This is a genomic window from Streptomyces sp. 3211.6 (assembly GCF_003634815.1).
GTDB classification, from domain to species: domain Bacteria; phylum Actinomycetota; class Actinomycetes; order Streptomycetales; family Streptomycetaceae; genus Streptomyces; species Streptomyces katrae_A.
Map to the genome: position 1 here is coordinate 4,974,148 of NZ_RBXC01000001.1, position 22,737 is coordinate 4,996,884.

The window sequence follows — 22,737 nt, forward strand, 5'->3', positions numbered from 1 at the left end:
CCCCGGGGGCTACCAGCCTTCCAGGGGCGGCGAGAGGTTGCTGGGCGGCGCCACCCACGGGTGCGTCAGCGCCGCCCACACCGCGAACGCGGCCGCCGCCGTCCACAGCACCGCCCAGCCGAACCGGCGCAGGGCCCGGCGCCGCCGCAGCAGCCGGCGCCCCCGGGTGGCGGCGGCCGCCGCCAGACCGGCCGGCACCACCGGGTGCGGCCTCTCCAGCAGCTGCCTGACCTGTGATTCCTTACGGTCGTAGGGGCTCATGCCGCCCCCGCCGCCGACCGCAGCCCCTCGCGCAGGGCGGCCACCGCACGGTTGCGCAGGGCCTCCACCCGCTCCGGCGCCAGCCCCAGCTGAGCGGCCGTGACCTCCTCGGCGACGCCCTCGTAGACCCGCATCACCAGCACCAGCCGCTGCGCCGGGCTCAGCGGCGCCAGGATCCCGCTCCCCGGCGGCAGCCGCCGCGCGGTGCGCGCGTACGCGGCGCAGACCTCCTGGCGGGTGTGGTCGTACGGGTCGTCGCCGCGCAGCCGTTCCCAGTACGCGTACGTACGGGCCAGCGCGCCGGCGAGGATGCGGTGCGCCGCGTGCGCCTGCGCCGGGGGCTCGGCCGTCAGCAGGACCGCGACGTGCAGGAGCCGCCCCGCCGCGCCCGCGACGAAGGCCTCGAACTCCGGGTCCCGCCCCGCACGCCGGTCCACAGCTCACATGGTGCGGCCTGCGCCACCACCCCGGTCAAGGGGTGTGACACGGCGGGATCCCGGGCCGGTTCAGGAGGCGGGGCCGCCCTCGGAGGCGGCGGACATCAGCTCCGACAGCGAGCCGTTGAAGCGGGTCAGCAGCCGTGTGAACACCTCGCGCTCCTCCTCCGCCCAGCCCTCGGTCACCCTGGCCATCAGCTCGCGCCGCGAGGAACGGACCTCCTCCAGCCGGGCCAGCCCGCGCGGGGACAGCGCGAGGACCACGGCCCGGCCGTCCTCGGGGTGCGAGGTCCGCTTGACCAGCCCGCCGTCGACCAGCGGGGCCACCTGCCGGGTGACGGTGGAGGAGTCGATGCCCATCCCGCCCGCCAGCGCCTTGACGCCCATCGGGCCTTCGAGGTCGAGCCGGTTCAGCAACAGGTACGCGGCGCGGTCCATGGAGTTGCGGGCCTGGCCGATCCCGCCGAGACGGGTCTGCTCGGCACGGCGGGCGAAGACGGCCACCTGGTGCTGGAGCGCGTCGAGGAGTCCGGATCCGGCGGGCGCTTCGGCCGCCGTGGGCAGGTCGGAACTGGCCGGGATGGAGGGCATGCCGTGGCTCTCTTCGCGTGGGGCCGACAAGGATGGGGGACAGAGTACGCGGCCGTGCGGCGGCTCGTACGCCGCGTTTGACAACTGATACGACCCATCCGCGCGACCGCCCCCGACACGTCCCGCATGGCGGGATTTCGCCCCCCTCCCGGCGGCCGCCCCGGGCCCGCCCGGAGACCGCGCGGACGCCCCGTCCATCCCTGCGCCGGAGCCCCCGCGGGCTGCGAGACTGGCCGCATGAACTACCGCGTGCAGCCCGTCCCCCAGGTGATCCTCGACGACGTCCGGGGGGCTCAGAAGATGCTGTCCGGGGTCTCCCGGGTGACCCCGATGGAGGGCAGCCGGCACCTCACCTCCCTCGTGGGCGCCCCGGTCCACTTCAAGTGCGAGAACCTCCAGCGCACCGGCTCCTTCAAGCTGCGCGGCGCGTACGTGCGCATCGCGGGCCTGCGCCCCGAACAGCGCGCCGCCGGGGTCGTCGCCGCGAGTGCCGGAAACCACGCCCAGGGCGTGGCGCTGGCCTCCTCCCTGCTCGGGGTCCGCTCCACGGTGTTCATGCCGGTCGGCGCCCCGCTGCCCAAGGTGGCCGCGACCCAGGAGTACGGGGCCGAGGTGCGCCTGGAGGGGCAGGTCGTCGACGAGACCCTGGCCGCCGCCCAGGAGTACGCGGACCGCACCGGGGCGGTGTTCATCCACCCCTTCGACCACCGCGACATCATCGCCGGCCAGGGCACCGTCGGACTGGAGATCCTGGAGCAGTGCCCCGAGGTGCGCACCATCCTCGTCGGGGTCGGCGGCGGCGGCCTGGCCGCGGGCGTCGCGGTGGCGGTCAAGGCGCTGCGCCCGGACGTGAAGGTGATCGGCGTGCAGGCGGCGGGCGCGGCCGCGTACCCGCCCTCCCTCCAGGCGGGTCACCCGGTGTCCGTCGACCGCCCGGTCACGATGGCGGACGGGATCAAGGTCGGCCGGCCCGGCGACGTCCCGTTCGCGATCATCGGGGAGCTGCTGGACGACGTGCACACGGTGTCGGAGGACGCCCTGTCCAGCGCCCTGCTGCTGTGCCTGGAGCGGGCCAAGCTGGTGGTGGAGCCGGCCGGCTGCGCCCCGGTGGCGGCGCTGCTGAGCGAGCCCGGGCGGTACGCGGGCGGGCCGGTGGTGGCCGTGCTGTCCGGCGGCAACGTCGACCCGCTGCTGCTCCAGCGGATCCTGCGGCACGGCATGGCGGCGGCGGGCCGCTACCTGTCGCTGCGGCTGCGGGTGGCGGACGCGCCGGGGGCGCTGGCGGGGCTGCTGGGGGTGCTGTCGACGGTGGACGCGAACGTGCTGGACGTCAGCCACGTCCGGACCGACCCGAGGCTCGGGCTCACCGAGGTGGAGGTGGAGCTGCACCTGGAGACGAAGGGGCCCGAGCACTGCAGGGAGGTGGCCCGCACGCTGCACGGCGCGGGGTACCGGGTGATGGGCTGAGGACGAGGAAACGCCAGAGACCGCCCTGACCGTGGTCGTCCTCGCCGTCGTCGCCCTGATCGTCGGCTGGCGCACCCACGAGAACATCGGCAAGGTCCTCGCCGGCTTCGCCCTGCTGCTCCTGCTCGGCTACGCCTTCTCCTGGATCGGCGCCCTGATCGGCCTGTCGGTGCGCACCCCGGAGGCCGCCACCTCGGGCGGGCTGATCTGGCTCTTCCCGCTGACCTTCATCTCGAACGCCTTCGTCCCCTCCGAGAACATGCCGGCCTTCCTGCGGCACATCGCGGAGTGGAACCCCTTCAGCGCCACCGTCCAGGCGGCCCGCGAGCTCTTCGGCAACCTCCCCGAGGGCTACCCCGTGCCGGCGGCCTGGCCGATGCAGCACCCGGTCCTCGCGTCGGTCCTGTGGTCGCTGCTGATCATCGTGGTCTTCCGCACCCTCGCGGTCCGCAAGTACCGCTCCGCCACCGCCTGAGCCCGGGCGCACCCGGACGCGCGCGAGCCCCCGCCGGAACAGGTCCGGCGGGGGCTCGCGTACGTCCTGGTAAAGGGGCCGGTCAGCCGTTGAAGGGCTTGACGGCCATGACCTTCACGGTGGCCTTCTTGCCGTTCGGGAGCTCGTACTGGGCGTCCTCGCCGACCTTCTTGCCCATGACGCCCGCGCCCAGCGGGGACTGCGGGGAGTAGGTCTCGAAGTCGTCGGAGGCGTACTCGCGGGAGGCCAGCAGGAACTCGAGCGTGTCGTCCTCGTCGCCGTCGAACGCGATGGTCACGAGCATGCCCGGGGCCACCTCTCCCTCGGCCGTCGTCGGCGCGGTGCCGACCTTCGCGTTCTCCAGGAGCTGGGTGAGCTGGCGGACGCGCAGCTCCTGCTTGCCCTGCTCCTCCTTGGCCGCGTGGTAGCCGCCGTTCTCGCGCAGGTCGCCCTCCTCGCGGGCAGCCGCGATCTTCATGGCGATCTCCGTGCGTGCGGGACCAGAGAGGTAGTCCAGCTCGGCCTTCAGCTGGTCGTACGCCGCCTGGGTCAGCCAGGTGACGCTCTCGCTCGTCTGGGTCACGGGTGCTCCTCGTCGGTACAGGGGACTACATAGCCGCCAGCGGCGGGCGAAACCACGAGCCTAACAATTCGGGAAGAAAAGGGGGAGGACACGATGTGTATGAAGTGTGTCATTGCCCCCGGAGGGTGCGCGCGTCCTCCCAGACGGTGCTGGTCCCGAAGTACGTGTCGTACAGGTCCTGGACCTCCAGCAGGCTCTCCGGCGGCACCTTCCCGTACCGGATGCGCTCCAGGTGGCGGAAGTACTCGAATCGCTCCACCCCCGGGGTGATGACCACCAGCATCTCGGCGCTCTCCCCGGGTGCGGCGGCGAAGGCGTGCTGCTGCCCCGGCGGCACGATGACCAGATCGCCGGCCTCGGCGGTGACCACCTTGTCGCCGGACAGCAGCTGGGCCGTCCCGTCGATCATGTAGAACATCTCGGCGGAGCGGCCGTGGTGGTGCGGGCGGGCCCCGTCGGAGCCCGCCCGTAGGCTCACGCGCATGGTGGACAGGAACCCGCCGCCCGTGGAGCTGTCAGCCAGCAGCCGCAGGGAGGAGTCGGGCCCGTAGTGGATCTCCTCCGCGTCGGCGGCACGGACGACCACCGAGTCGTCGAAATCCGGGATGAACAGTGACACGTCGGCTCCTGGGGCTCCTGGTGCGCGGATGCGGAACACCCCAGTCCCTACCCCGCCCGCGGCCTGCCGTGCACACCCCCCGGCGGGGCTTCGTCAGCTCTCCGGGCGCTCGAAGTGCCCCGGACGGGTTCAGCGGGCGGTGCCCGCCTCCTGGCAGCCGACCAGCTCGACCATCGTGGCCCGGCCCGTGGTCTTCAGCGTGACCACCTCGTCCACGCGCGCCGCCTTCTGTGGGAACGTGAAGTCCGCCCGGCCTACCTCGCCGTGGTCCTGGTCCTGCGAATCGAGGGTGCAGACGCCGGTGACGGAGGCGTCCTTGCGGACCTCCAGGTGCACCTTCACCTCGGAGTCGGAGACGATCTGGAACTTGATCACCTCGGCGCTGACGCTCTGCCCGCCGACGTAGTCCCAGCCGATCCACCCGACGACGGCCAGCAGCCCGACACCGAGCACCGACCCCACGACCTTGAGCTTCCGGTCCGCACGCTCGTCCGCCGACCGGCCGTAACGGCCTTCCGGGAGCCCTTCGCGCACCGCGCTCATGATCGATTCCTCTCGCTGGGGAGGGTGAGGCACCCAGGAATTTTCCGTCCCCCGATTCGGTCAATATAGAGGTTGACCGTCGCGCCGAATCACAGAGGATCCTGTCTTGACCGAGCAGCTTCGACTGATGGCCGTGCACGCCCACCCCGACGACGAGTCGAGCAAGGGCGCGGCCACGATGGCCAAGTACGTTTCCGAGGGCGTGCCCGTCCTGGTGGTGACCTGCACCGGCGGTGAGCGCGGTTCCGTGCTGAACCCCAAGCTCCAGGGCGACAAGTACATCGAGGAGAACATCCACGAGGTCCGCGCCAAGGAGATGGACGAGGCGCGCGAGATCCTCGGCATCGAGCAGGAATGGCTCGGCTACGTGGACTCCGGCCTGCCCGAGGGCGACCCGCTGCCGCCGCTGCCCGAGGGCTGCTTCGCCCTCGCGGACGTGGAGGAGGCCGCCGGCGAGCTGGTGAAGAAGATCCGCGCCTTCAAGCCGCAGGTCATCACCACGTACGACGAGAATGGCGGCTACCCGCACCCCGACCACATCATGACCCACAAGATCACGATGGTGGCCTTCGACGGCGCGGCCGACACCGACAAGTTCCCCGAGGCCGAGTACGGCGCCCCGTACCAGCCGCAGAAGCTCTACTACAACCAGGGCTTCAACAAGCCGCGCACCATCGCGCTGCACGAGGCGCTGCTCGCGCGCGGCCTGGAGTCCCCCTACGGCGAGTGGCTGGAGCGGTGGAAGGAGTTCGAGCGCAAGGAGCGGACCCTGACCACGCACGTGCCGTGCGCGGACTTCTTCGAGATCCGTGACAAGGCCCTCATCGCGCACGCCACGCAGATCGACCCGGACGGCGGCTGGTTCCGCGTCCCGATGGAGATCCAGAAGGAGGTCTGGCCCACGGAGGAGTACGAGCTGGCGAAGTCGCTCGTCGACACCTCCCTCCCCGAGTCCGACCTCTTCGCGGGCATCCGGGAGAATGCTTAGCCATGAGCGCTATGCAGGCAGCAGTCACCCAGCTCGTTCCGCTGGCCGCCGACACCTTCGACAAGAACAAGGTGACCCCGGGGCTCCTCGGGTTCATCGTGTTCGCGGCCCTCGCCCTCGGCGTGTGGGGCCTGATGAAGTCGATGAGCAAGCACATGGGCCGGGTGAACTTCGAGGAAGCCCCGGAACCGGCCGGCGCGGCGGCGGCCCCGGCCGCGTCCGCCGAGGGCTCCAAGGGCTGATCCCGCACGACGGGTGAGCGCCCGCTCCGCCGGCACCCCCGGCGGAGCGGGCGCTCCCGCGCGCCGAGACCAGCGCTCCCCCCCGGCGAGCGCCGCTCGGGTCGAGGAGCGGTGCTCACGCTAAGGAGCGGTGCTCAGGTCCGCGAGTGGTGCTCAGGTCCGCGAGTGGTGCTCAGGCCCGCGAGTGGTGCTCAGGCCCGCGAGTGGTGCTCACGCCCGCGAGTGGTGCTCGCGCGGATGAGCGGTGGCCGCCCGGCGGCCCTCAGGCCGGTGAGCGGCGGACGCCCTGGCGAGCGGTGGCCGCCCCCGCGAGCGGTGCTCTCGCCGGTGAGCGGCGGCCGCCCCCGTGAGCGGTGCTCGGTGCCTGGTGCGGGCGGGGCTGGGCCGGTCGCAGGGGCGGGAGCTTACGCCGACGGGGTCGGCAGCGGGACGCCCATTACCTCCCGGGCACGCAGGTCCGGGACCAGCCCCAGGCGCCAGGCCTGCCAGCCCTCCGCCGGGTCCACCCCGCGCGCCAGGACCGCCCCGTACGCCTCCAAGCACTCCTCCAGCCGGTCCCCCCGCAGCCCGTGCCCGGCCTTCGCCAGCGCGGCCAGCTCCGCCGCGGCCTCCCGCGCCCCGGCCGGCGAGCCCGCGTAGGGCAGCAGGGTGCAGCGCAGGAAACGGGCCCAGTCCTCCCCGCGCCGGTCCCCGTACGCCCCGAACAGCCCCGCCGCCTCACCGCACAGCGCCAGCGCCTGCGGCACCCGCCCGTTCCCCGCGTCCACCACCGCCAGCTCCAGACACGCCCAGGCCTCCCCGTGGGCCAGCCCGATGCGCCGGAAGTCCGCCCGCGCGTCCACCAGCAGCTGCCGTGCGAAACCCGAGTTGCGCAGGTTCCCCGTGCGCGCCGCCCGCTGGTCCCGCGTCACCCGCCCCGAGTGGTAGCGCGCGTGCGCCAGCCCGTACACGTCCCGCATCCGCGAGAACATCGTCCGGGCCCGCTCCAGCTCCCGCACCGCCCGGTCGATCCCGCCGTCCTCCTCCAGCGCCTGCCCCAGGTAGTACAACGTCCACGCCTCACCGCGCGCGTCCTCCGCCAGCCGGTGCCGGGCCAGCGCGTCCCGAAGCCGCTCCAGCGCCGTCCCCGGATCCCCGGCGATCACCCGGGCCCGCCCCAGCTGGGTCAGCGCCCACGCCTCGCCCCGGTCGTCGCGCGTCCGCCCGTACAGGCCGAGGGCCAGCAGCAGCTCCTCCTCCGCCCGCGACACGTCACCCACCCGCACGTGCACCTGCCCCAGCTGGAAGTGCGCCCAGGCCTCCCCGTGCACGCTCTCGCTCTCCCGGTGCAGCGCCAGGGACCGCTCCAGCAACGCCACCGCCTCCGCCAGGTGCCCCCGGTCCCGCTCGACCGCCCCCAGCGCGTGCAGCGACCACGCCCGGTCGCCCGCCAGCTCCTCCGGCCCCTGCAGCGCCAGCGCCTCCCGGATCCGGGCCGCCGCCTCCGGAAGGTTCCCCTGGTGGTGCAAGGTGATGCCCAGCGACAGCAGGGCCATCGCCGCGCCCGCCTCCTGCCGGGCCTCCTTGTACTGGTCCACCAGCGAGGTCAGCGTCGTCCGCGACTTGTCCAGCTCGCCGAGCTGCCGCGCCGCGATGCCCGTGCGCCACTGCACCGAACGGTTCAGCCGGCCCTGGTCCACCGCCCGCGTCAGCTCGTTGATCTCACCCAGCCGGTAGAGGTCCCCGCGCAGCAGGCAGAAGTCGCACAGCGCCCCCAGCAGGTCCAGCACCGCCTGCTGGTCCACTCCCTCCGACTGCCGCAGCGCCGCCGTGATGAAGCTCGACTCGTCGTCCAGCCAGCGCAGCGCCGCGTCCAGCGAGGGGAACCCGTGGCTCCCGAAACGGTCCGCCCGCGTCGACATCTTCCCGTCGACCATCCGGATCACCGAGTCCGCCAGCCGCGCGTAGTCCCGGATCAGCCGTTCGTGCGCGGCCGCCGCCTCCGCCCGGTCCTCGTCCGCCGCCAGCCGCGCCGCCGCGTACGCGCGCACCGCGTCGTGCATCCGGAACCGCTCCCCGCGTACGAGGTCCAGCAGGCCGGCCCGCGCCAGCTCGCCCAGCAGCCGCCCGGCCTCCACCCGTTCCGTGTCCGCCAGCGCCGCGGCCGCCGCCGCGCCCAGTGAGGCCCGCCCGGCGAGGGTGAGCCGGCGCAGCAGCCGGCGCCGTTCCTCGGGCAGGCGCACGTAGGCCAGCTCCAGGGCCCGCTCCAGCGCCCCCTCCCCGCCCCCGTCCCCGCCGCCGTCCGAGGCCCGCGCCGCCCCGAGCGGGGCCAGCACGCGCAGCGCCAGCGGCAGCCCCGCCGCCAGTTCCAGCAGCCCCGCCTCCGCCGCCGGCCCCGGCGCCGCCTCACCCGCCGCGCGGGCCCCGGCCCGCAGCACCTCGGCCGCCTCCGGCTCCGCCAGCCGCACCACCGGCAGCTGGTGCACCCAGGCCCCCAGGTCCGCGGGCAGCTCCAGCGGCTCCCGGGCCGTGACCAGCACCAGGCTCTCGGACCGCTCCGGCACCAGCGCCCGCACCTGCTCGGGGTCCACCGCGTCGTCCAGCACCACCGTCACGGGCAGCCCCTGGAGGTGCTGGTGGTACAGCTCCCCGAGCCGGCGCACCTGCTGCTCGGCCGACGCCCCCTCCCGGAACAGCAGCTGCTCACGCGGGGCCCCGAGCCGGTTCAGCAGGTGCAGCAGCGCCTCCCGCGTCGACAGCGGAGCCTCACCGGGGGCGGTGCCGCCCCGCAGGTCCACCACGCACGCCCCGCGGAACTGGTCCCGCAGCCCGTGCGCCGCCCGCAGCGCCAGCGCCGTCCGCCCCACCCCCGGCTCCCCGTGCAGCACGACCACCACCGGCCGGGTCTCGGTGCTGGCCCGCGCCGTCCGCACCCACTGGGCGATCCGCGCCAGCTCCGCCCGCCGCCCCGTGAACAGGGCATCGGCGTCCGGCAGCTGCCCGAACGACTGCTCCAGCATGCTCCGCCGCCGCGCCTCGGCACTCCGGTCGGCCCCGCGCAACTGCGACGGCACCGCCCCCCGCGCCGCCGGGCCGGGGCCCGTGGCGCTCGCCGAACCCGCCGCGGCCACGGCCCGCTCCTGCGCCAGGAAGGGCCGGATCCCCCGCACCTCCAACGCCGTCAGCCACTTCAGCCTCAACTGCTCCGGCCCGCCCGGGCGCCCCGCCGCCCCGGCCCGCCGGTTCGCGGCCGGCACGTGCACGGCCGCCACCCGCACCGCCGCCGTCACCGCCCCCGCCACGCCCGCCACGATGCCCGCACTGAGCGCCGTACCGGCGTCGACCCCGAAGGCCACGTCCGCCCCGGCGGCGGCCGCCGAGGCGACGGCCGTCACCAGCAGGGCCGTCCCGCTGCCGGCCCGCCGGAAGGCCTCCCCGAACGACTGCTCCCCGGCGGCGGCCTCGTCCAGCGCGGCCACGTAGGCGGCGTACTCCTCGCCCGCCACCGCGGCCAGCCCGTCGAGCGCCTCCCGCCCCCGCCCGAGCAACACCTCCGCATCCACCCCGCCCCCCGCCCGCCGGACCTCCTCCTGCACGGCCCGGGCCAGCACCCGCTCGGCCTCGACACGATGGCTGTCCCGCATCGGCATCCTCCTCGCAGAGCTCCGCAAACGTGCGCCAAGTGTCCTGCGGGACGGTCCGCAGCGCGAGTCAATCTGAGCTAGATCAGAGGGAGTTGGGCCACGAACGACCATCGGCGTGCATATATGTACGCGCCGCTCGGGGTGGTCGGCGTCCGGGGCGCTGGCTCACAGGCTGAACGGCCCGCCGGCGTCATACTTCTCTGATCATCACGCGGGTATCGCAGAGCTTCGACCAGTCGTCGCGGTCGGAGGTCAGGGCGATCGCGGGGGCCGGGACGCGGAGTGCGAGCGCGGCGACGAGAGCGTCGATGGCGTACTTGTGCCCGTGCAGCCCGCCTGCGTCCCGAAGCAGTGCCACGGCGGTCAGGGAATCCTCCTGGCTGACCGGTTCCACCCGCAACCGGGAGAGCACCCACTTCAAGCGCGCCAGATCGGTCTTCCCCTGCACGGCTTCGACGATGGTCAGCGCAGACACGAGGACGGGAACTCCGGCCTGCCGGGATGCCTCGATGCGAGCCGCCATTTTGCGGTCGTTGCGCAGGAGCAGGGAGAGCGCCTCGGAGTCGAGCACCAGCGAGCGGGCCGGTTGCTCTTTCACGCGGCGCCCCGCTCAGCGTTCTCGTCTCCGAACAACTCGCGTCGTGCGGCTTCGATCTCCTGCTCAGTAAGCGCGCCGTGTACTTCTTCGTGGGCCGTCACGATCTCCGCGAGCCCGTCCATGGCGAGCTGATGCCTGACAGCCTCGGTGACATAGCTGGACAGTCCCCGGCGCCCGGTCCTTGACCGGAGCTCACTGACCAGCTCGGAGGGCATGGAGACGGAGATGTTCTCGGTGGTCCCAGGTCGGCTCGACTTCATGGCCCTAGTGTAATACGGCATCTATTACAACATCGAGCCGCTCGGCGCCGCCTGTCCCTTCCCTCGGCTGCCCGTCCGGAGGGCATCCCGGTATCCGGCCCGTCGTCCTGCAGGATGGGGTCATGCCGAACCGCCTCGCGAACGAGACCTCCCCCTATCTCCTGCAGCACGCCGACAATCCGGTCGACTGGTGGCCCTGGTCCGACGGAGCGTTCGCCGAAGCGCGGCGCCGGGACGTTCCGGTGTTGCTGAGCGTCGGGTACAGCTCGTGTCACTGGTGCCATGTCATGGCGCACGAGTCCTTCGAGGACGAGCTCGCCGCCGCCTACATGAACGAGCACTTCGTCAACATCAAGGTCGACCGCGAGGAGCGGCCCGATGTCGACGCCGTGTACATGGAGGCCGTGCAGGCGGCCACCGGGCAGGGCGGGTGGCCCATGACCGTGTTCCTGACGCCCGACGCCGAGCCCTTCTACTTCGGGACCTACTTCCCGCCCGAGCCGCGGCACGGCATGCCCTCCTTCATGCAGGTGCTCGAAGGCGTGCGCGGGGCCTGGGTCGGGCGGCGGGAGGAGGTGGCCGAGGTCGCGCAGCGGATCGTGCGGGATCTCGCCGGGCGGCAGCTGGACTACGGGAAGGCCGGGCTGCCCGGGGGTGAGGAGCTGGGGCGGGCGCTGCTCGGGCTGACGCGGGAGTACGACGCCGTGCGGGGCGGGTTCGGCGGGGCGCCGAAGTTCCCGCCGTCCATGGCGCTGGAGTTCCTGCTGCGCCACCACGCCCGCACCGGGTCCGAGGGTGCGCTGCAGATGGCGGCCGACACCTGTGAGGCCATGGCCCGGGGCGGGATCTACGACCAGCTCGGCGGGGGGTTCGCGCGGTACTCCGTGGACCGGGAGTGGGTCGTGCCGCACTTCGAGAAGATGCTCTACGACAATGCGCTGCTGTGCCGGGTCTACGCGCATCTGTGGCGGGCCACCGGGTCGGACCTCGCGCGCCGGGTCGCGCTGGAGACCGCCGACTTCATGGTGCGGGAACTGCGCACCGGCGAGGGCGGGTTCGCCTCCGCGCTCGATGCCGACAGTGAGGAGGAGGGGAGCGGGCGGCACGCCGAAGGGGCGTACTACGCCTGGACGCCCGGGGAGTTGGCGGACGTGCTCGGGGAGGACGACGGGCAGCTGGCCGCGGCGTACTTCGGGGTCACCGAAGAGGGGACCTTCGAGCACGGGAAGTCGGTGCTGCAACTGCCGCAGGACGGGCCGGTGGTGGAGGCCGGGCGGTTGGCCTCCATCCGGGAGCGGCTGCTCGCGGCACGCGGGCGGCGGCCCGCGCCCGGGCGGGACGACAAGGTGGTGGCCGCCTGGAACGGGCTGGCCATCGCCGCCCTCGCCGAGTGCGGGGCCTTCTTCGAGCGGCCGGACCTGGTCGAGCGGGCGACCGAGGCCGCCGACCTGCTGGTGCGCGTGCACATGGACGGGACGGCCCGGCTGGCCCGGACCAGCAAGGACGGGCGGGCCGGCGCGAACGCCGGGGTGCTGGAGGACTACGGGGACGTCGCCGAGGGCTTCCTGACCCTGGCCTCCGTCACCGGTGAGGGGGTGTGGCTGGAGTTCGCCGGGTTCCTCGTCGACCTGGTGATGGCCCGCTTCACCGCCGAGGACGGCTCGCTGTACGACACCGCGCACGACGCCGAGCAGCTGATCCGCCGCCCTCAGGACCCCACCGACACCGCCGCCCCCTCCGGCTGGACGGCCGCGGCCGGCGCGCTGCTGTCGTACGCCGCGCACACCGGTTCGCGCCCCCACCGCGAGGCGGCCGAGCGGGCTCTGGGGGTGGTGCAGGCCCTCGGTCCGCGCGCCCCGCGCTTCATCGGGCACGGTCTGGCGGTGGCGGAGGCGCTCGTGGACGGCCCCCGCGAAGTGGCCGTCGTCGGGCATCCCGAGGATCCGGCGACGGCCGCCCTGCACCGCACCGCGTTGCTGGGGACCGCTCCCGGGGCGGTCGTGGCGGTCGGGCCGCCGCGTGCGGCGGACGGCAGCGGAGGGGAGTTCCCCCTGCTGACCGAGCGCACACTGGTGCGCGACCTTCCGACGGCGTACGTGTGCCGGCACTTCGTCTGCGCGCGGCCTACGACGGAACCGGACGAGCTGGCGGACCAGTTGGGTGTGGTTCGTCCCTGAAAGTGCCGGAGTGCTGTCAATTCCGGTTGCGGTACATCGACTCGGAAATGTGGTTTTTAACTGGGCGGCGCCTGGGCTTCACATGCGCTGCCTAGTCTCATGTCTTCGGGAGTCACCGAGGGCAGTCACCGAGACGCGCACTGGGGGGTGTGCACGAGGGGGAACACGGGGGCGGCGGGCCGGGGGGCCCGCGTCACGCCTTCGGGGGGTTTGCCGGTCGCCGCCTGGGGTTGCGGCATGTCTGTGGGGGGACGGTTTGTTCACCTCTGTTGTCATATCCGCCATTTCTGTTGCGCTCTTCTGGATCGCCGCCCTCACCTTGTGGTGGCAAATGCACGCCTGGCGCACGCCGGAGACGCTGGCCTCGACCCGCTTCGACCGCCCCGACGGCGGGGACCGGCTGGCCTTCTCGCTCCTGCTGCCCGCCCGTCACGAGCAGGCCGTGCTGGAACACACCATCGCCCGGCTCCTGGAGTCGGGCCACACCGACTACGAGATCATCGTCATCGTCGGCCATGACGACCCGGAGACCGCCGCCGTCGCCGACCGCGCCGCCGCCGGTGCGCCCGGGCGGGTCCGCGTCGTCGTGGACCACAACGAGGCCAAGAACAAGCCGAAGGCCCTCAACACGGCCCTGCCGCACTGCCGGGGCGACATCGTCGGGGTCTTCGACGCCGAGGACCAGGTCCACCCCCAGCTGCTCTCCCACGTCGACCACGCCTTCCGCGCCACCGGCGCCGACGTGGTCCAGGGCGGGGTGCAGCTGATCAACTTCCATTCCAGCTGGTACAGCCTGCGCAACTGCCTGGAGTACTTCTTCTGGTTCCGCTCCCGCCTCCACCTGCACGCCGAGAAGGGGTTCATCCCGCTCGGCGGGAACACCGTGTTCGTGCGCACCGAGGTGCTGCGCGAGGCCGGCGGCTGGGACCAGAACTGCCTCGCCGAGGACTGCGACCTGGGAGTGAGGCTCTCCTCGGCCGGCAAGAAGGTGGTCGTCGCCTACGACTGCGACATGGTGACCCGCGAGGAGACCCCGGGCTCGCTGATGAGCCTGCTCAAGCAGCGCACCCGCTGGAACCAGGGCTTCCTGCAGGTCTACCGGAAGAAGGACTGGCAGCGGCTGCCCGGCCGGGGACAGCGCTGGCTCGCCCGCTACACGCTGATGACCCCGTTCATGCAGGCGGCCTCCGGGGTGATCATCCCGGTGAACTTCGCCGTCGCGGTCTTCCTCGACGTGCCCGTCGGGGTCGCGATCATCACCTTCCTGCCCCTGATCACGGCGATGGTGACCTTCGTCTTCGAGATCGTCGGCCTGCACGACTTCGGCCGCCAGTACGGGCTGCGCGTGCGCTTCGTGCACTACCTCAAGCTCGTCGTCGGCGGCCCGTTCTACCAGGTGATGCTGGCGGGCGCCGCGATCCGGGCGGTCTGGCGCGAGCAGCGCGGCCGCAACGAGTGGGAACTCACCAGCCACACGGGCGCCCACCTGGAGACCGCCCCCTCCGGCGCCGCTCCCTCCGGCGCCCCGATCCGAGAGGACGCCCACCGGTGACCGCCACCGTGCCCACGGCCACTGATCCCCAGCCCGCCGACGCGACCGCCACCGGCCAGCTCCTGCCCGTACGCCACCTGCCCGGCTCCCGGCGCCCCGCCGGCCCGGACGGCACGGACGGCACGGGCGCGGGTACCGGCGGAGGTCCCGGCTCAAGCCCGTCCGCCCCGGCCCGGCGGGTGGTGCGCTTCCGCTCCTCGCGCCCCGACCTGCTGCTGTGCGGGGTCCTCCTGCTGGTGATCGTCCTCGTCCAGGGCTGGAACCTCACGGCCTTCCCGGCGCTGAGCGACGACGAGGGCACCTACCTGGCCCAGGCGTGGGCGGTCCAGCAGGGCGAGGGACTGGCGCACTACACGTACTGGTACGACCACCCGCCGCTCGGCTGGATACAGATCGCGGGCCTGACCTGGCTGCCGTCCCTGTTCGTGCCCGACGGGATGACGGTCGCGCCGATGCGCTTCTCGATGCTCGCCGTCTCGGCGGCCGGTTCCGTACTGATCTACGTGCTGGCGCGCCGGCTGTGGCTGCCGCGCTGGGCGGCGGGGCTCGCGATGGGGCTGTTCGGGCTGTCCCCGCTGTCCGTGGTGCTCCAGCGGGAGATCTTCCTCGACAACCTCGCAGTGGTGTGGATGCTGCTGGCCTTCTGCCTCGCCGCGTCCCCCAGCCGGCACCTGTGGCACCACTTCGCCTCGGGGCTGGCGGCCGCCACCGCCGTCCTGACCAAGGAGACGATGCTGGTGGTGCTCCCGGCGCTGCTGGTGACGATGTGGCGTCACAGCCACCGCGACACCCGCAAGTTCGCCGTCACCGGAGCCGTCACCGCCTGCGCCCTGATCGGCCTGTCGTACCCGCTGTACGCGCTGCTCAACAACGAGCTGCTGCCCGGCGCCGGACACGTCTCCCTCATCGACGGCATCACCTACCAGATGAGCCGCCCCGGCTCCGGCTTCATCCTGGACCCCGGCTCCGGCTCCAACGGCGTCCTGCGGTCCTGGCTGTACTACGACACCGTCCTGCCGCTGGGCGGCCTGGCCGGCGCCGTCCTGCTGCTGGCCGCCCACCGGTGGTCGGTCACCGCCCGGGCGCTGGCGGGCCCGGCCCTGGCCGCCGTGCTCCTCGCGGTGGTGGCGATGCGGCCCTCCGGCTACCTCCCGGCGATGTACGTCATCCAGGCCCTGCCCTTCCTCGCCCTGGTCCTCGCCGCCGCCGCGGCCGCCGTCGCCCACGCCGTCCTGCGCCGGCACCGCGGGCCCGGGGAGCGGCGGGCGCTGGTGTACGCGCGGTGGGCGCTGGCCGGCGTCCTCGCCGCCTCGGCCGCCGCGTACGTGCTGCCGCGCTGGTACGAGGGCGACCGCACCGCCCTCACGGCCGACGCCAACGGCCCCTACCGGCAGGCCGCGGCCTGGCTGGGCCGGGAGGTGCCCGACCCGGCGAACACCCGCGTCCTCGTCGACGACGCGCTCTGGCTGGACGCCGTTCACTCCGGTTTTGCACCCGGACCGGGCGCGATCTGGTTCTACAAGGCGGACCTCGACCCGGCCGTCGGCAAGACACTGCCTCGGGGCTGGCGGGACATCGACTACGTGGTCTCCTCGCCGACCGTGCGTCGCGACGCGGTGGACCTGCCCACGGTGAAGGCTGCTCTGGAGCATTCGACCGCGGTCGCCGTCTTCGGTACGGGCGAGGACCGTATCGAGATCCGCCGCACCGACCGCGAGAGTGGGAGCTGAAGCACCATGAGCGAGGACCTGTGGCCCCCGCGCGCCCTGGACGATCCGGAAGTCGGCGCTCCGCCGGTGTCCTCCGGGTCCGGCGGCGTCACCCTGATCATCCCGACCTTCAACGAGTCCGCCAACGTCGCCGAGTTGCTCGGGCAGCTGCGCGCCGCCCTGCCCGCGCGCCCGCCCTGCCGGGTGCTCTTCGTGGACGACTCCACCGACGACACCCCGGCCCTCATCGAGAAGGCCGCCGCCGACTGCCCCTTCCCGGTGGAGGTCCTGCACCGCGACAGCCCGGCCGGTGGCCTGGGCGGAGCCGTGGTCGAGGGCATCGCACGGGCCGGCTCGGACTGGATCGTCGTCATGGACGCCGACCTCCAGCACCCCCCGCACCTGGTCCCCGAACTCGTCGGCGAGGGCGAACGCACCGGGGCCGACCTCGTCGTGGCCTCCCGCTACCTCCCCGGCGGCAGCCGGGCCGGGCTCGCCGGCGGCTACCGCGTCGCCGTCTCGCGCGGCGCGACCTGGCTGGCCAAGGGCCTCTTCCCGCGCGCGCTGCGCGGGATCAGCGACCCGATGAGCGGGTTCTTCGCCATGCGCCGCTCCGCCGTCACCGGCGCCGTCACCACCGACGCGCTCAAACCCCTCGGCTACAAGATCCTCATGGAGCTGGCCGTGCGCTGCCAGCCGCAGAAGACCGCCGAGGTCCCCTTCGTCTTCCAGGAGCGCTTCGCCGGGGAGTCCAAGTCCACCGCCCGCGAGGGACTGCGCTTCCTGACCCACCTGGCCGCCCTCCGCTCGGCGAGCCCGCTCGCCCGGATGATCGGCTTCGGCCTGATCGGGCTCTCCGGCTTCGTCCCCAACCTCCTCGCGCTGTGGCTGCTCACCCACGCCGGCATGCAGTATCTCGCCGCCGAGGTGGTCGCCAACCAGGCCGGGGTCCTGTGGAACTTCCTCCTCATCGAGAACCTCCTCTTCCGCGACCGCCGCCGCCACCGCCACTGGGCGGACCGCGTCGGGCGCTTCGCCCTCCTCGCCAACGCCGACCTGCTGCTGCGCATCCCGCTGATCGCGCTGTTCGTCGGCCGGTTCGGCCTCGGCGTCCTGCCCGCGACGGCCCTGGCGCTGGTCACCACCTTCGTCCTGCGCTTCGTCGCCACGGAGGCCCTCGTCTACCTGCCGCGCGGGCCACGCGCGGCGGCCCGTACCCGTCCCACGACCAGGAGTTGAGCCGCACCGAAAGGACCACCGCATGCCAAGGACGATCCGACGGCGGGCAGGGCGCAGGGCCGCGCTGGCCGCCGTCGGGGCGATGACCGCAGGCCTGCTGCTCACCGCCCCCCAGCAGGCCACGGCCGGAGCGCCCAACCTGCTCACCAACCCCGGTTTCGAGACCGCCGGCGCGCCCGGCTCCGACATGCCGTCCTGCTGGGAGAAGTCCGGCTGGGGCGACAACGACTTCACCTTCGCCACCGTCGCCGACGCCCACAGCGGCACCAAGGCCATGAAGGTCTCGCTCACCCGCCGCGTCGACGGCGACCGCAAGGCGCTGGTCACGGAGAACGCCACCTGCGCCCCCACCGTCGTGCCGGGCAGGCAGTACGACCTGTCCGCCTGGTACAAGTCGAACACCCCGGACGTGGCGGTGACCGTCTTCCGCCACGACACCGCCGCCGGCTGGCAGTACTGGACCGACCTGCAGAACCCGCCGGTCAGTGCCGCCTGGTCGCGCACCCAGGTGCGTACGCCGGCCGTCCCGCCCGGTACCGACAAGATCGCCTGGGGGCTGTCCGTCTACGGGGTGGGCACCCTCACCACCGACGACTACGCGCTGGAGGAAGTGACCGCCGTCCCGCCCCAGCCCACCTGCACGGGCACCGCCGAGGAGTGCGCGAAGGGCAAGTGGGAGGTGATGGGCACCCAGAACCCGGTGCGCTCGATGCACGCCGTGGTCCTGAAGAACGGCAAGGTGCTGCTGATCGCCGGTTCCGGCAACGACATCTCCCAGTTCAACGCCGGTACCTTCACCTCCGCCGTCTACGACCCGGTCGCCGGGTCCGTGAAGACGATCCCGACGCCGGTGGACATGTTCTGCTCGGGGCACGTGCAGCTGGCCGACGGCCGGGTGCTGGTGATGAGCGGCAACAAGGGCTATCCGTCGGCCGACGGCAAGACCGGCTACCAGGGGCTGAAGGACAGTTACGTCTTCGACCCGGCGACCGAGACGTACACGAAGACCAACGATCTCAACGGCGGGCACTGGTACCCGTCCGCGACCATCCTCGGCAACGGCGACGTGATCTCCTTCGGCGGGCTGAAGGAGGACTCCACGGGCAACGTCACCGCGGAGCGGTTCTCGGCGGCGCAGAACAAGTGGCTACCGCTGAACCAGGTCAACCAGACCTGGTCCTACTGGGGCCTGTACCCGTCGATGATCCTCATGCAGGACGGCCGGCTGTTCTACTCCGGCAGCCACACCTTCGGCAACGGCACGGCCGGCTCGGGCGCCTCCGTCTACGACTACGACGCCAACACCATCACCGACGTGCCCGGACTGCGCGGGAAGGACCAGCGCGACGAGTCCGCGAGCGTCCTGCTGCCCCCGGCCCAGGCCCAGCGGGTCCTGACCATCGGCGGCGGCAACAACGAGACCAACCCGGCCGCGAACCGGCTCACCGACCTCATCGACCTGAAGCAGCCGAGCCCCGCCTACACCGCGGGCCCCGACCTCCCCCAGGGCCTGGTCGACACCGGCGCGGGCAAGCGCCCGCAGACCGGGGCCGAGGGCAAGATGTACGTCTCCGCCGTGCTGCTGCCCGACGGCAAGGTGCTGGAGACCGGCGGCGGACTGCACGACCGTGCCGACCCGGTCTTCGAGGCCTCCTTCTTCGACCCCGGGACCAACACCTACCAGCCGGGCCTGGCCGCCGACCCGATCCCGCGCACCTACCACTCGGGCGCCTTCCTGCTGCCCGACGGCCGGGTGATGTCGGTCGGGGACAACCCCGGCAACGGTACGTACAACCACGCGGTGTCGGTCTACACCCCGCCCTACCTGTTCAAGGGCCCGCGCCCGAAGCTCACTTCGGTGATCGACACCGACTGGGTGTACGGGGACACCCAGCGGATCACCGTCGACCGGCCCCTGGCCAAGGCGGAACTGATCCGCCCGGCGGCGGTCACCCATTCCTCCGACCCCAACCAGCGGTTCGTCGACCTGCCGATGACCGTGGTCAACGGCACCACCATCGACCTCAACGTCACCAGCAACCCCAACCTCGCGCCGCCCGGCTGGTACATGCTCTTCGGCGTCGACGCGGCCGGGATCCCCTCCGTCGCGACCTGGGTCCACCTGGGCGGAGCCCCCTCACTGGCGGCGGCGGCCGCGCAGCGGCAGCCCGCCCCGCACGAGCACGCCTTCGCCGGCGAGCTGGCCGCGCCGAAGGAGAACCCGGAGCCGCGGACGTCGGTCCCGGTCGCGCCCGCCGTGGCCGGCTGCGACCGGCACTACGGGACGGTCAACGTGTGCGTCCCGACGGCCTTCCCGGCGGAGGTGGCGAAGACCACGGCCGCCCGCTGCGACTGGCTGGCGGCGCACCGCTTCCCCAGGCGCATGAAGGTCAACGGCAGCGACCCGCTGCGCCTGGACGCGGACGGGGACGGCTACACCTGCTAGCCGCCCGCTCCTCGCCCGCACGGAAAAGGGGCCCCGCCGCGTGCTCGCGGCGGGGCCCCCTCCGTGGGCCGCGCCCGGAATGCGAGGTCCGGGCGGCCGTGCGATAACGGCAGGATGAAGCGGTCCTCAGTGCGAGTAGGCGGCCAGCGAGATGCCGACGTAATGGGCCACGAAGGCCGCCAGCGTCAGGGAGTGGAAGACCTCGTGGAAGCCGAAGAACCGCGGCGAGGGGTTCGGGCGCTTGATCCCGTAGATGACCCCGCCCGCGCTGTAGAGGAGGCCGCCGACGATCACCAGCACCAGGACCGCGATGCCGCCGGTGCGCATGAAGTCCGGCAGGAAGAAGACGGCGGCCCACCCCATCGCTATGTAGCAGGGGGTGTAGAGCCAGCGCGGGGCGCCGACCCAGAAGACGCGGAAGGCGATGCCGGCGGCGGCCGCGAGCCACACCGCCCACAGCAGGGTCCGCCCGGTGGAGTCCGGCAGCAGCAGGACGGTGAGCGGGGTGTAGGTGCCCGCGATGATCAGGAAGATGTTGGCGTGGTCGAGCCGGCGCAGGACGGCCTCGCCGCGCGGGCCCCAGGTGCCGCGGTGGTAGACGGCGCTGACGCCGAAGAGCAGGCACGCGGTGAGGATGTACACACCGCACGCGACCCGCGCGCGCGTCGAGTCGGTGAAGGCCATCAGCGCGAGGCCCGCGACCACCACGGCCGGGAACATCCCGGTGTGCAGCCAGCCGCGCATGACCGGTTTGGCCTCCGGAGCTGCGCGTTCGTCCGGTACGGCCGCTACGGCAGCGGCGTCAGAAGTCATGGCCGACATGCTACCTACGGGTCCGTAGGTTTCTGTTAGTCCTCTTTACGGAAGATTGACTGACGTGGCGATGCTCACGTGAGAGGCCCCCTGGACATATGCGCACATGCACCGGATGATCAGATGAGTGCGGTCGACACCGGATGAGCGGAGCGCGAAGCGTCCGGGTCGCGGCCCCCACGGGGCATACACCAAACAAACCCCTCAACAAGGAGCAATCGTGGCGCGCGACAACGCGGCTCCCACCCCTTCCCTCCCGACGACGCACCAGGAGCTGATCTCCTGGGTCGACGAGATCGCGGCGATCACCCAGCCCGACCGCGTCGTCTGGTGCGACGGCTCCGAAGCCGAGTACGAGCGCCTGTGCGAGGAGCTCGTCGCCAAGGGCACCTTCAAGAAGCTCGACGAGACCAAGCGCCCGAACTCGTACTACGCCGCCTCCGACCCCTCCGACGTCGCGCGCGTCGAGGACCGGACCTTCATCTGCTCCGAGAAGGAGGAGGACGCGGGCCCGACCAACCACTGGAAGGCCCCTTCCGAGATGAAGGAGCTCTTCACCGGTGAGAAGGGCATCTTCCGCGGCTCCATGAAGGGCCGCACGATGTACGTCGTGCCCTTCTGCATGGGCCCCCTGGGCTCCGAGCTCTCCGCGATCGGCGTCGAGATCACCGACTCCGCCTACGTCGCGGTCGCCATGCGCACCATGACCCGCATGGGCAAGGCCGTCCTCGACGAGCTCGGCACCGACGGCTTCTTCGTCAAGGCCGTCCACACCCTCGGCGCCCCGCTCGCCGAGGGCGAGGCCGACGTCCCGTGGCCCTGCAACACCACCAAGTACATCTCGCACTTCCCCGAGACCCGCGAGATCTGGTCCTTCGGCTCCGGCTACGGCGGCAACGCCCTGCTCGGCAAGAAGTGCTACGCGCTGCGCATCGCCTCGGTCATGGCCCGTGACGAGGGCTGGCTCGCCGAGCACATGCTGATCCTCAAGCTCACCCCGCCGCAGGGCGAGGGCGAGACCAAGTACGTGGCCGCCGCCTTCCCGTCCGCCTGCGGCAAGACCAACCTCGCCATGCTGGAGCCGACCATCCCCGGCTGGACGGTCGAGACCATCGGCGACGACATCGCCTGGATGCGCTTCGGCGAGGACGGCCGCCTCTACGCGATCAACCCCGAGGCCGGCTTCTTCGGCGTCGCCCCCGGCACCGGTGAGCACACCAACGCCAACGCCATGAAGACGATGTACGCCAACACCGTCTTCACCAACGTCGCGCTCACCCCCGACGGTGGCGACGTGTGGTGGGAGGGCATGACCGAAGAGCCCCCGGCCGAGCTCATCGACTGGCGCGGCAACCCGTGGACCCCGCAGTCCGAGACCCCGGCCGCCCACCCCAACGCCCGCTTCGCCGTCCCGGCTTCGCAGTGCCCGACGATCGCCCCCGAGTGGGAGGACCCCAAGGGCGTCCCGATCTCCGCGATCCTCTTCGGCGGCCGCCGCGCCTCCGCCGTGCCGCTGGTCACCGAGTCCTTCGACTGGAACCACGGCGTCTTCATCGGCTCGAACATCGCCTCCGAGAAGACCGCCGCCGCCGAGGGCAAGGTCGGCGAGCTGCGCCGCGACCCGTTCGCGATGCTGCCGTTCTGCGGCTACAACATGGGCGACTACATGGCCCACTGGGTCAAGGTCGCGGCCGACAAGGACCAGGCCAAGCTCCCGAAGATCTACTACGTGAACTGGTTCCGCAAGAACGACGCGGGCAAGTTCGTCTGGCCCGGCTTCGGCGAGAACAGCCGCGTCCTGAAGTGGATCGTCGGCCGCCTCGACGGCAACGCCGAGGGCGTCGAGACCCCGATCGGCGTCCTGCCGACCAAGGCCGCCCTCGACCTCGACGGCCTGGACATCTCCGACGAGGACCTCGACTTCCTGCTCACCGTCGACAAGGACGTGTGGCGCGAGGAGGCCGCCCTGGTCCCCGAGCACCTCAACACCTACGGCGACCACACGCCGAAGGAGCTGTGGGAGCAGTACCACGCGCTGGTCGAGCGCCTGGGCTGAGCCCGATGCCTGCCCTGATGCGGCAGGCCACCTGAACGTGGGAGTCCCCGACCAAGGT

19 protein-coding genes and 1 pseudogene are annotated in these 22,737 nt (G+C 72.5%); 10 read left to right on the plus strand and 10 right to left on the minus strand.

Annotated features, from left to right (window positions below; all coding sequences use genetic code 11):
- Positions 1–9 precede the first annotated feature (9 nt).
- From BX286_RS23130 to BX286_RS23140, 3 genes are all read right to left on the minus strand, one after another.
- The gene (locus tag BX286_RS23130; protein ID WP_121016210.1) at positions 10–261 is read right to left on the minus strand and encodes a hypothetical protein; all 252 of its coding nucleotides are present in this window, start codon (positions 259–261) and stop codon (positions 10–12) included.
- On the minus strand, positions 258–698 hold the full coding sequence (locus BX286_RS23135; protein ID WP_121016211.1) for a sigma factor-like helix-turn-helix DNA-binding protein: 441 nt from the start codon (positions 696–698) through the stop codon (positions 258–260). Before BX286_RS23135 ends, BX286_RS23130 begins: the two co-directional genes overlap by 4 nt.
- A gap of 69 nt (positions 699–767) precedes the next feature.
- Positions 768–1,289 carry a MarR family winged helix-turn-helix transcriptional regulator gene (locus BX286_RS23140; protein WP_079429474.1) on the minus strand — a complete coding sequence of 174 codons (522 nt, stop codon included), beginning with the start codon at positions 1,287–1,289 and terminating at the stop codon, positions 768–770.
- Between the two features lie 237 nt (positions 1,290–1,526).
- On the opposite strand from BX286_RS23140, the gene ilvA reads away from it, so the two are divergent.
- Both ilvA and BX286_RS23150 read left to right on the plus strand, forming a co-directional pair.
- Positions 1,527–2,756, plus strand: a complete 1,230-nt coding sequence (gene ilvA, locus BX286_RS23145; protein WP_100863006.1) for a threonine ammonia-lyase — start codon at positions 1,527–1,529, stop codon at positions 2,754–2,756.
- Positions 2,757–2,772: 16 nt separating this feature from the next.
- Positions 2,773–3,231: pseudogene (locus BX286_RS23150) on the plus strand (ABC transporter permease); the annotation flags it as partial.
- Positions 3,232–3,313: 82 nt separating this feature from the next.
- Here the strand turns inward: BX286_RS23150 and greA are convergent.
- From greA to BX286_RS23165, 3 genes are all read right to left on the minus strand, one after another.
- Positions 3,314–3,814, minus strand: a complete 501-nt coding sequence (gene greA / locus BX286_RS23155) for a transcription elongation factor GreA (RefSeq protein ID WP_079429476.1) — start codon at positions 3,812–3,814, stop codon at positions 3,314–3,316.
- A gap of 109 nt (positions 3,815–3,923) precedes the next feature.
- Positions 3,924–4,433, minus strand: coding sequence for a cupin domain-containing protein (locus tag BX286_RS23160; protein ID WP_079429477.1), 510 nt, complete (start codon positions 4,431–4,433; stop codon positions 3,924–3,926).
- 129 nt (positions 4,434–4,562) lie between these two features.
- Entirely contained in the window at positions 4,563–4,976 is a 414-nt protein-coding gene (locus BX286_RS23165) for a DUF4307 domain-containing protein (RefSeq protein WP_079429478.1), read from the minus strand.
- A 106-nt stretch (positions 4,977–5,082) separates the two neighbouring features.
- On the opposite strand from BX286_RS23165, the gene mca reads away from it, so the two are divergent.
- Positions 5,083–5,964, plus strand: a complete 882-nt coding sequence (gene mca / locus BX286_RS23170) for a mycothiol conjugate amidase Mca (RefSeq protein ID WP_079429479.1) — start codon at positions 5,083–5,085, stop codon at positions 5,962–5,964.
- Positions 5,965–5,966: 2 nt separating this feature from the next.
- Positions 5,967–6,206 carry a hypothetical protein gene (locus BX286_RS23175; RefSeq protein ID WP_079429480.1) on the plus strand — a complete coding sequence of 80 codons (240 nt, stop codon included), beginning with the start codon at positions 5,967–5,969 and terminating at the stop codon, positions 6,204–6,206.
- Between the two features lie 404 nt (positions 6,207–6,610).
- Here BX286_RS23175 and BX286_RS23180 read toward each other — a convergent pair whose 3' ends face one another.
- The 3 genes from BX286_RS23180 to BX286_RS23190 form a co-directional block, all read right to left on the minus strand.
- Complete coding sequence (locus BX286_RS23180; protein ID WP_121016212.1) at positions 6,611–9,829, minus strand: tetratricopeptide repeat protein; 3,219 nt, start codon at positions 9,827–9,829, stop codon at positions 6,611–6,613.
- Between the two features lie 190 nt (positions 9,830–10,019).
- The gene (locus BX286_RS23185; RefSeq protein ID WP_079429482.1) at positions 10,020–10,427 is read right to left on the minus strand and encodes a PIN domain-containing protein; all 408 of its coding nucleotides are present in this window, start codon (positions 10,425–10,427) and stop codon (positions 10,020–10,022) included.
- Positions 10,424–10,687: a hypothetical protein gene (locus BX286_RS23190; protein WP_079431916.1), complete on the minus strand. Its 264-nt coding sequence runs from the start codon at positions 10,685–10,687 to the stop codon at positions 10,424–10,426. The genes BX286_RS23185 and BX286_RS23190 overlap by 4 nt, the downstream gene beginning before the upstream one ends.
- Before the next feature lie 122 nt (positions 10,688–10,809).
- On the opposite strand from BX286_RS23190, the gene BX286_RS23195 reads away from it, so the two are divergent.
- The 5 genes from BX286_RS23195 (at position 10,810) to BX286_RS23220 (ending at position 19,810) form a co-directional block, all read left to right on the plus strand.
- Positions 10,810–12,864, plus strand: coding sequence for a thioredoxin domain-containing protein (locus BX286_RS23195; RefSeq protein ID WP_121016213.1), 2,055 nt, complete (start codon positions 10,810–10,812; stop codon positions 12,862–12,864).
- Positions 12,865–13,120: 256 nt separating this feature from the next.
- Complete coding sequence (locus BX286_RS23200; RefSeq protein WP_079429484.1) at positions 13,121–14,416, plus strand: glycosyltransferase; 1,296 nt, start codon at positions 13,121–13,123, stop codon at positions 14,414–14,416.
- Complete coding sequence (locus BX286_RS23210) at positions 14,413–16,146, plus strand: glycosyltransferase family 39 protein (RefSeq protein ID WP_398898796.1); 1,734 nt, start codon at positions 14,413–14,415, stop codon at positions 16,144–16,146. Before BX286_RS23200 ends, BX286_RS23210 begins: the two co-directional genes overlap by 4 nt.
- Positions 16,147–16,152: 6 nt before the next feature.
- The gene (locus BX286_RS23215; protein ID WP_121016215.1) at positions 16,153–17,364 is read left to right on the plus strand and encodes a glycosyltransferase family 2 protein; all 1,212 of its coding nucleotides are present in this window, start codon (positions 16,153–16,155) and stop codon (positions 17,362–17,364) included.
- A 22-nt stretch (positions 17,365–17,386) separates the two neighbouring features.
- On the plus strand, positions 17,387–19,810 hold the full coding sequence (locus tag BX286_RS23220) for a galactose oxidase early set domain-containing protein (protein WP_185117194.1): 2,424 nt from the start codon (positions 17,387–17,389) through the stop codon (positions 19,808–19,810).
- Between the two features lie 126 nt (positions 19,811–19,936).
- On the opposite strand, the gene BX286_RS23225 is transcribed toward BX286_RS23220, so the two are convergent.
- Positions 19,937–20,623 carry a hemolysin III family protein gene (locus BX286_RS23225; protein WP_079431918.1) on the minus strand — a complete coding sequence of 229 codons (687 nt, stop codon included), beginning with the start codon at positions 20,621–20,623 and terminating at the stop codon, positions 19,937–19,939.
- A 220-nt stretch (positions 20,624–20,843) separates the two neighbouring features.
- Here BX286_RS23225 and BX286_RS23230 point away from each other — a divergent pair, with 220 nt between their 5' ends.
- Entirely contained in the window at positions 20,844–22,679 is a 1,836-nt protein-coding gene (locus BX286_RS23230) for a phosphoenolpyruvate carboxykinase (GTP) (RefSeq protein WP_079429487.1), read from the plus strand.
- Positions 22,680–22,737 lie beyond the last annotated feature (58 nt).

Bases quoted from the DNA above. Each gene is read 5' to 3' on its own strand.
- BX286_RS23225 (WP_079431918.1), bottom strand. From the start codon at position 20,623: ATGACTTCTGACGCCGCTGCCGTAGCGGCCGTACCGGACGAACGCGCA.
- BX286_RS23215 (WP_121016215.1), top strand. From the start codon at position 16,153: ATGAGCGAGGACCTGTGGCCCCCGCGCGCCCTGGACGATCCGGAAGTC.
- BX286_RS23165 (WP_079429478.1), bottom strand. From the start codon at position 4,976: ATGAGCGCGGTGCGCGAAGGGCTCCCGGAAGGCCGTTACGGCCGGTCG.
- BX286_RS23130 (WP_121016210.1), bottom strand. From the start codon at position 261: ATGAGCCCCTACGACCGTAAGGAATCACAGGTCAGGCAGCTGCTGGAG.
- BX286_RS23220 (WP_185117194.1), top strand. From the start codon at position 17,387: ATGCCAAGGACGATCCGACGGCGGGCAGGGCGCAGGGCCGCGCTGGCC.
- ilvA (WP_100863006.1), top strand. From the start codon at position 1,527: ATGAACTACCGCGTGCAGCCCGTCCCCCAGGTGATCCTCGACGACGTC.
- BX286_RS23195 (WP_121016213.1), top strand. From the start codon at position 10,810: ATGCCGAACCGCCTCGCGAACGAGACCTCCCCCTATCTCCTGCAGCAC.
- BX286_RS23190 (WP_079431916.1), bottom strand. From the start codon at position 10,687: ATGAAGTCGAGCCGACCTGGGACCACCGAGAACATCTCCGTCTCCATG.
- BX286_RS23175 (WP_079429480.1), top strand. From the start codon at position 5,967: ATGAGCGCTATGCAGGCAGCAGTCACCCAGCTCGTTCCGCTGGCCGCC.
- BX286_RS23180 (WP_121016212.1), bottom strand. From the start codon at position 9,829: ATGCGGGACAGCCATCGTGTCGAGGCCGAGCGGGTGCTGGCCCGGGCC.
- BX286_RS23140 (WP_079429474.1), bottom strand. From the start codon at position 1,289: ATGCCCTCCATCCCGGCCAGTTCCGACCTGCCCACGGCGGCCGAAGCG.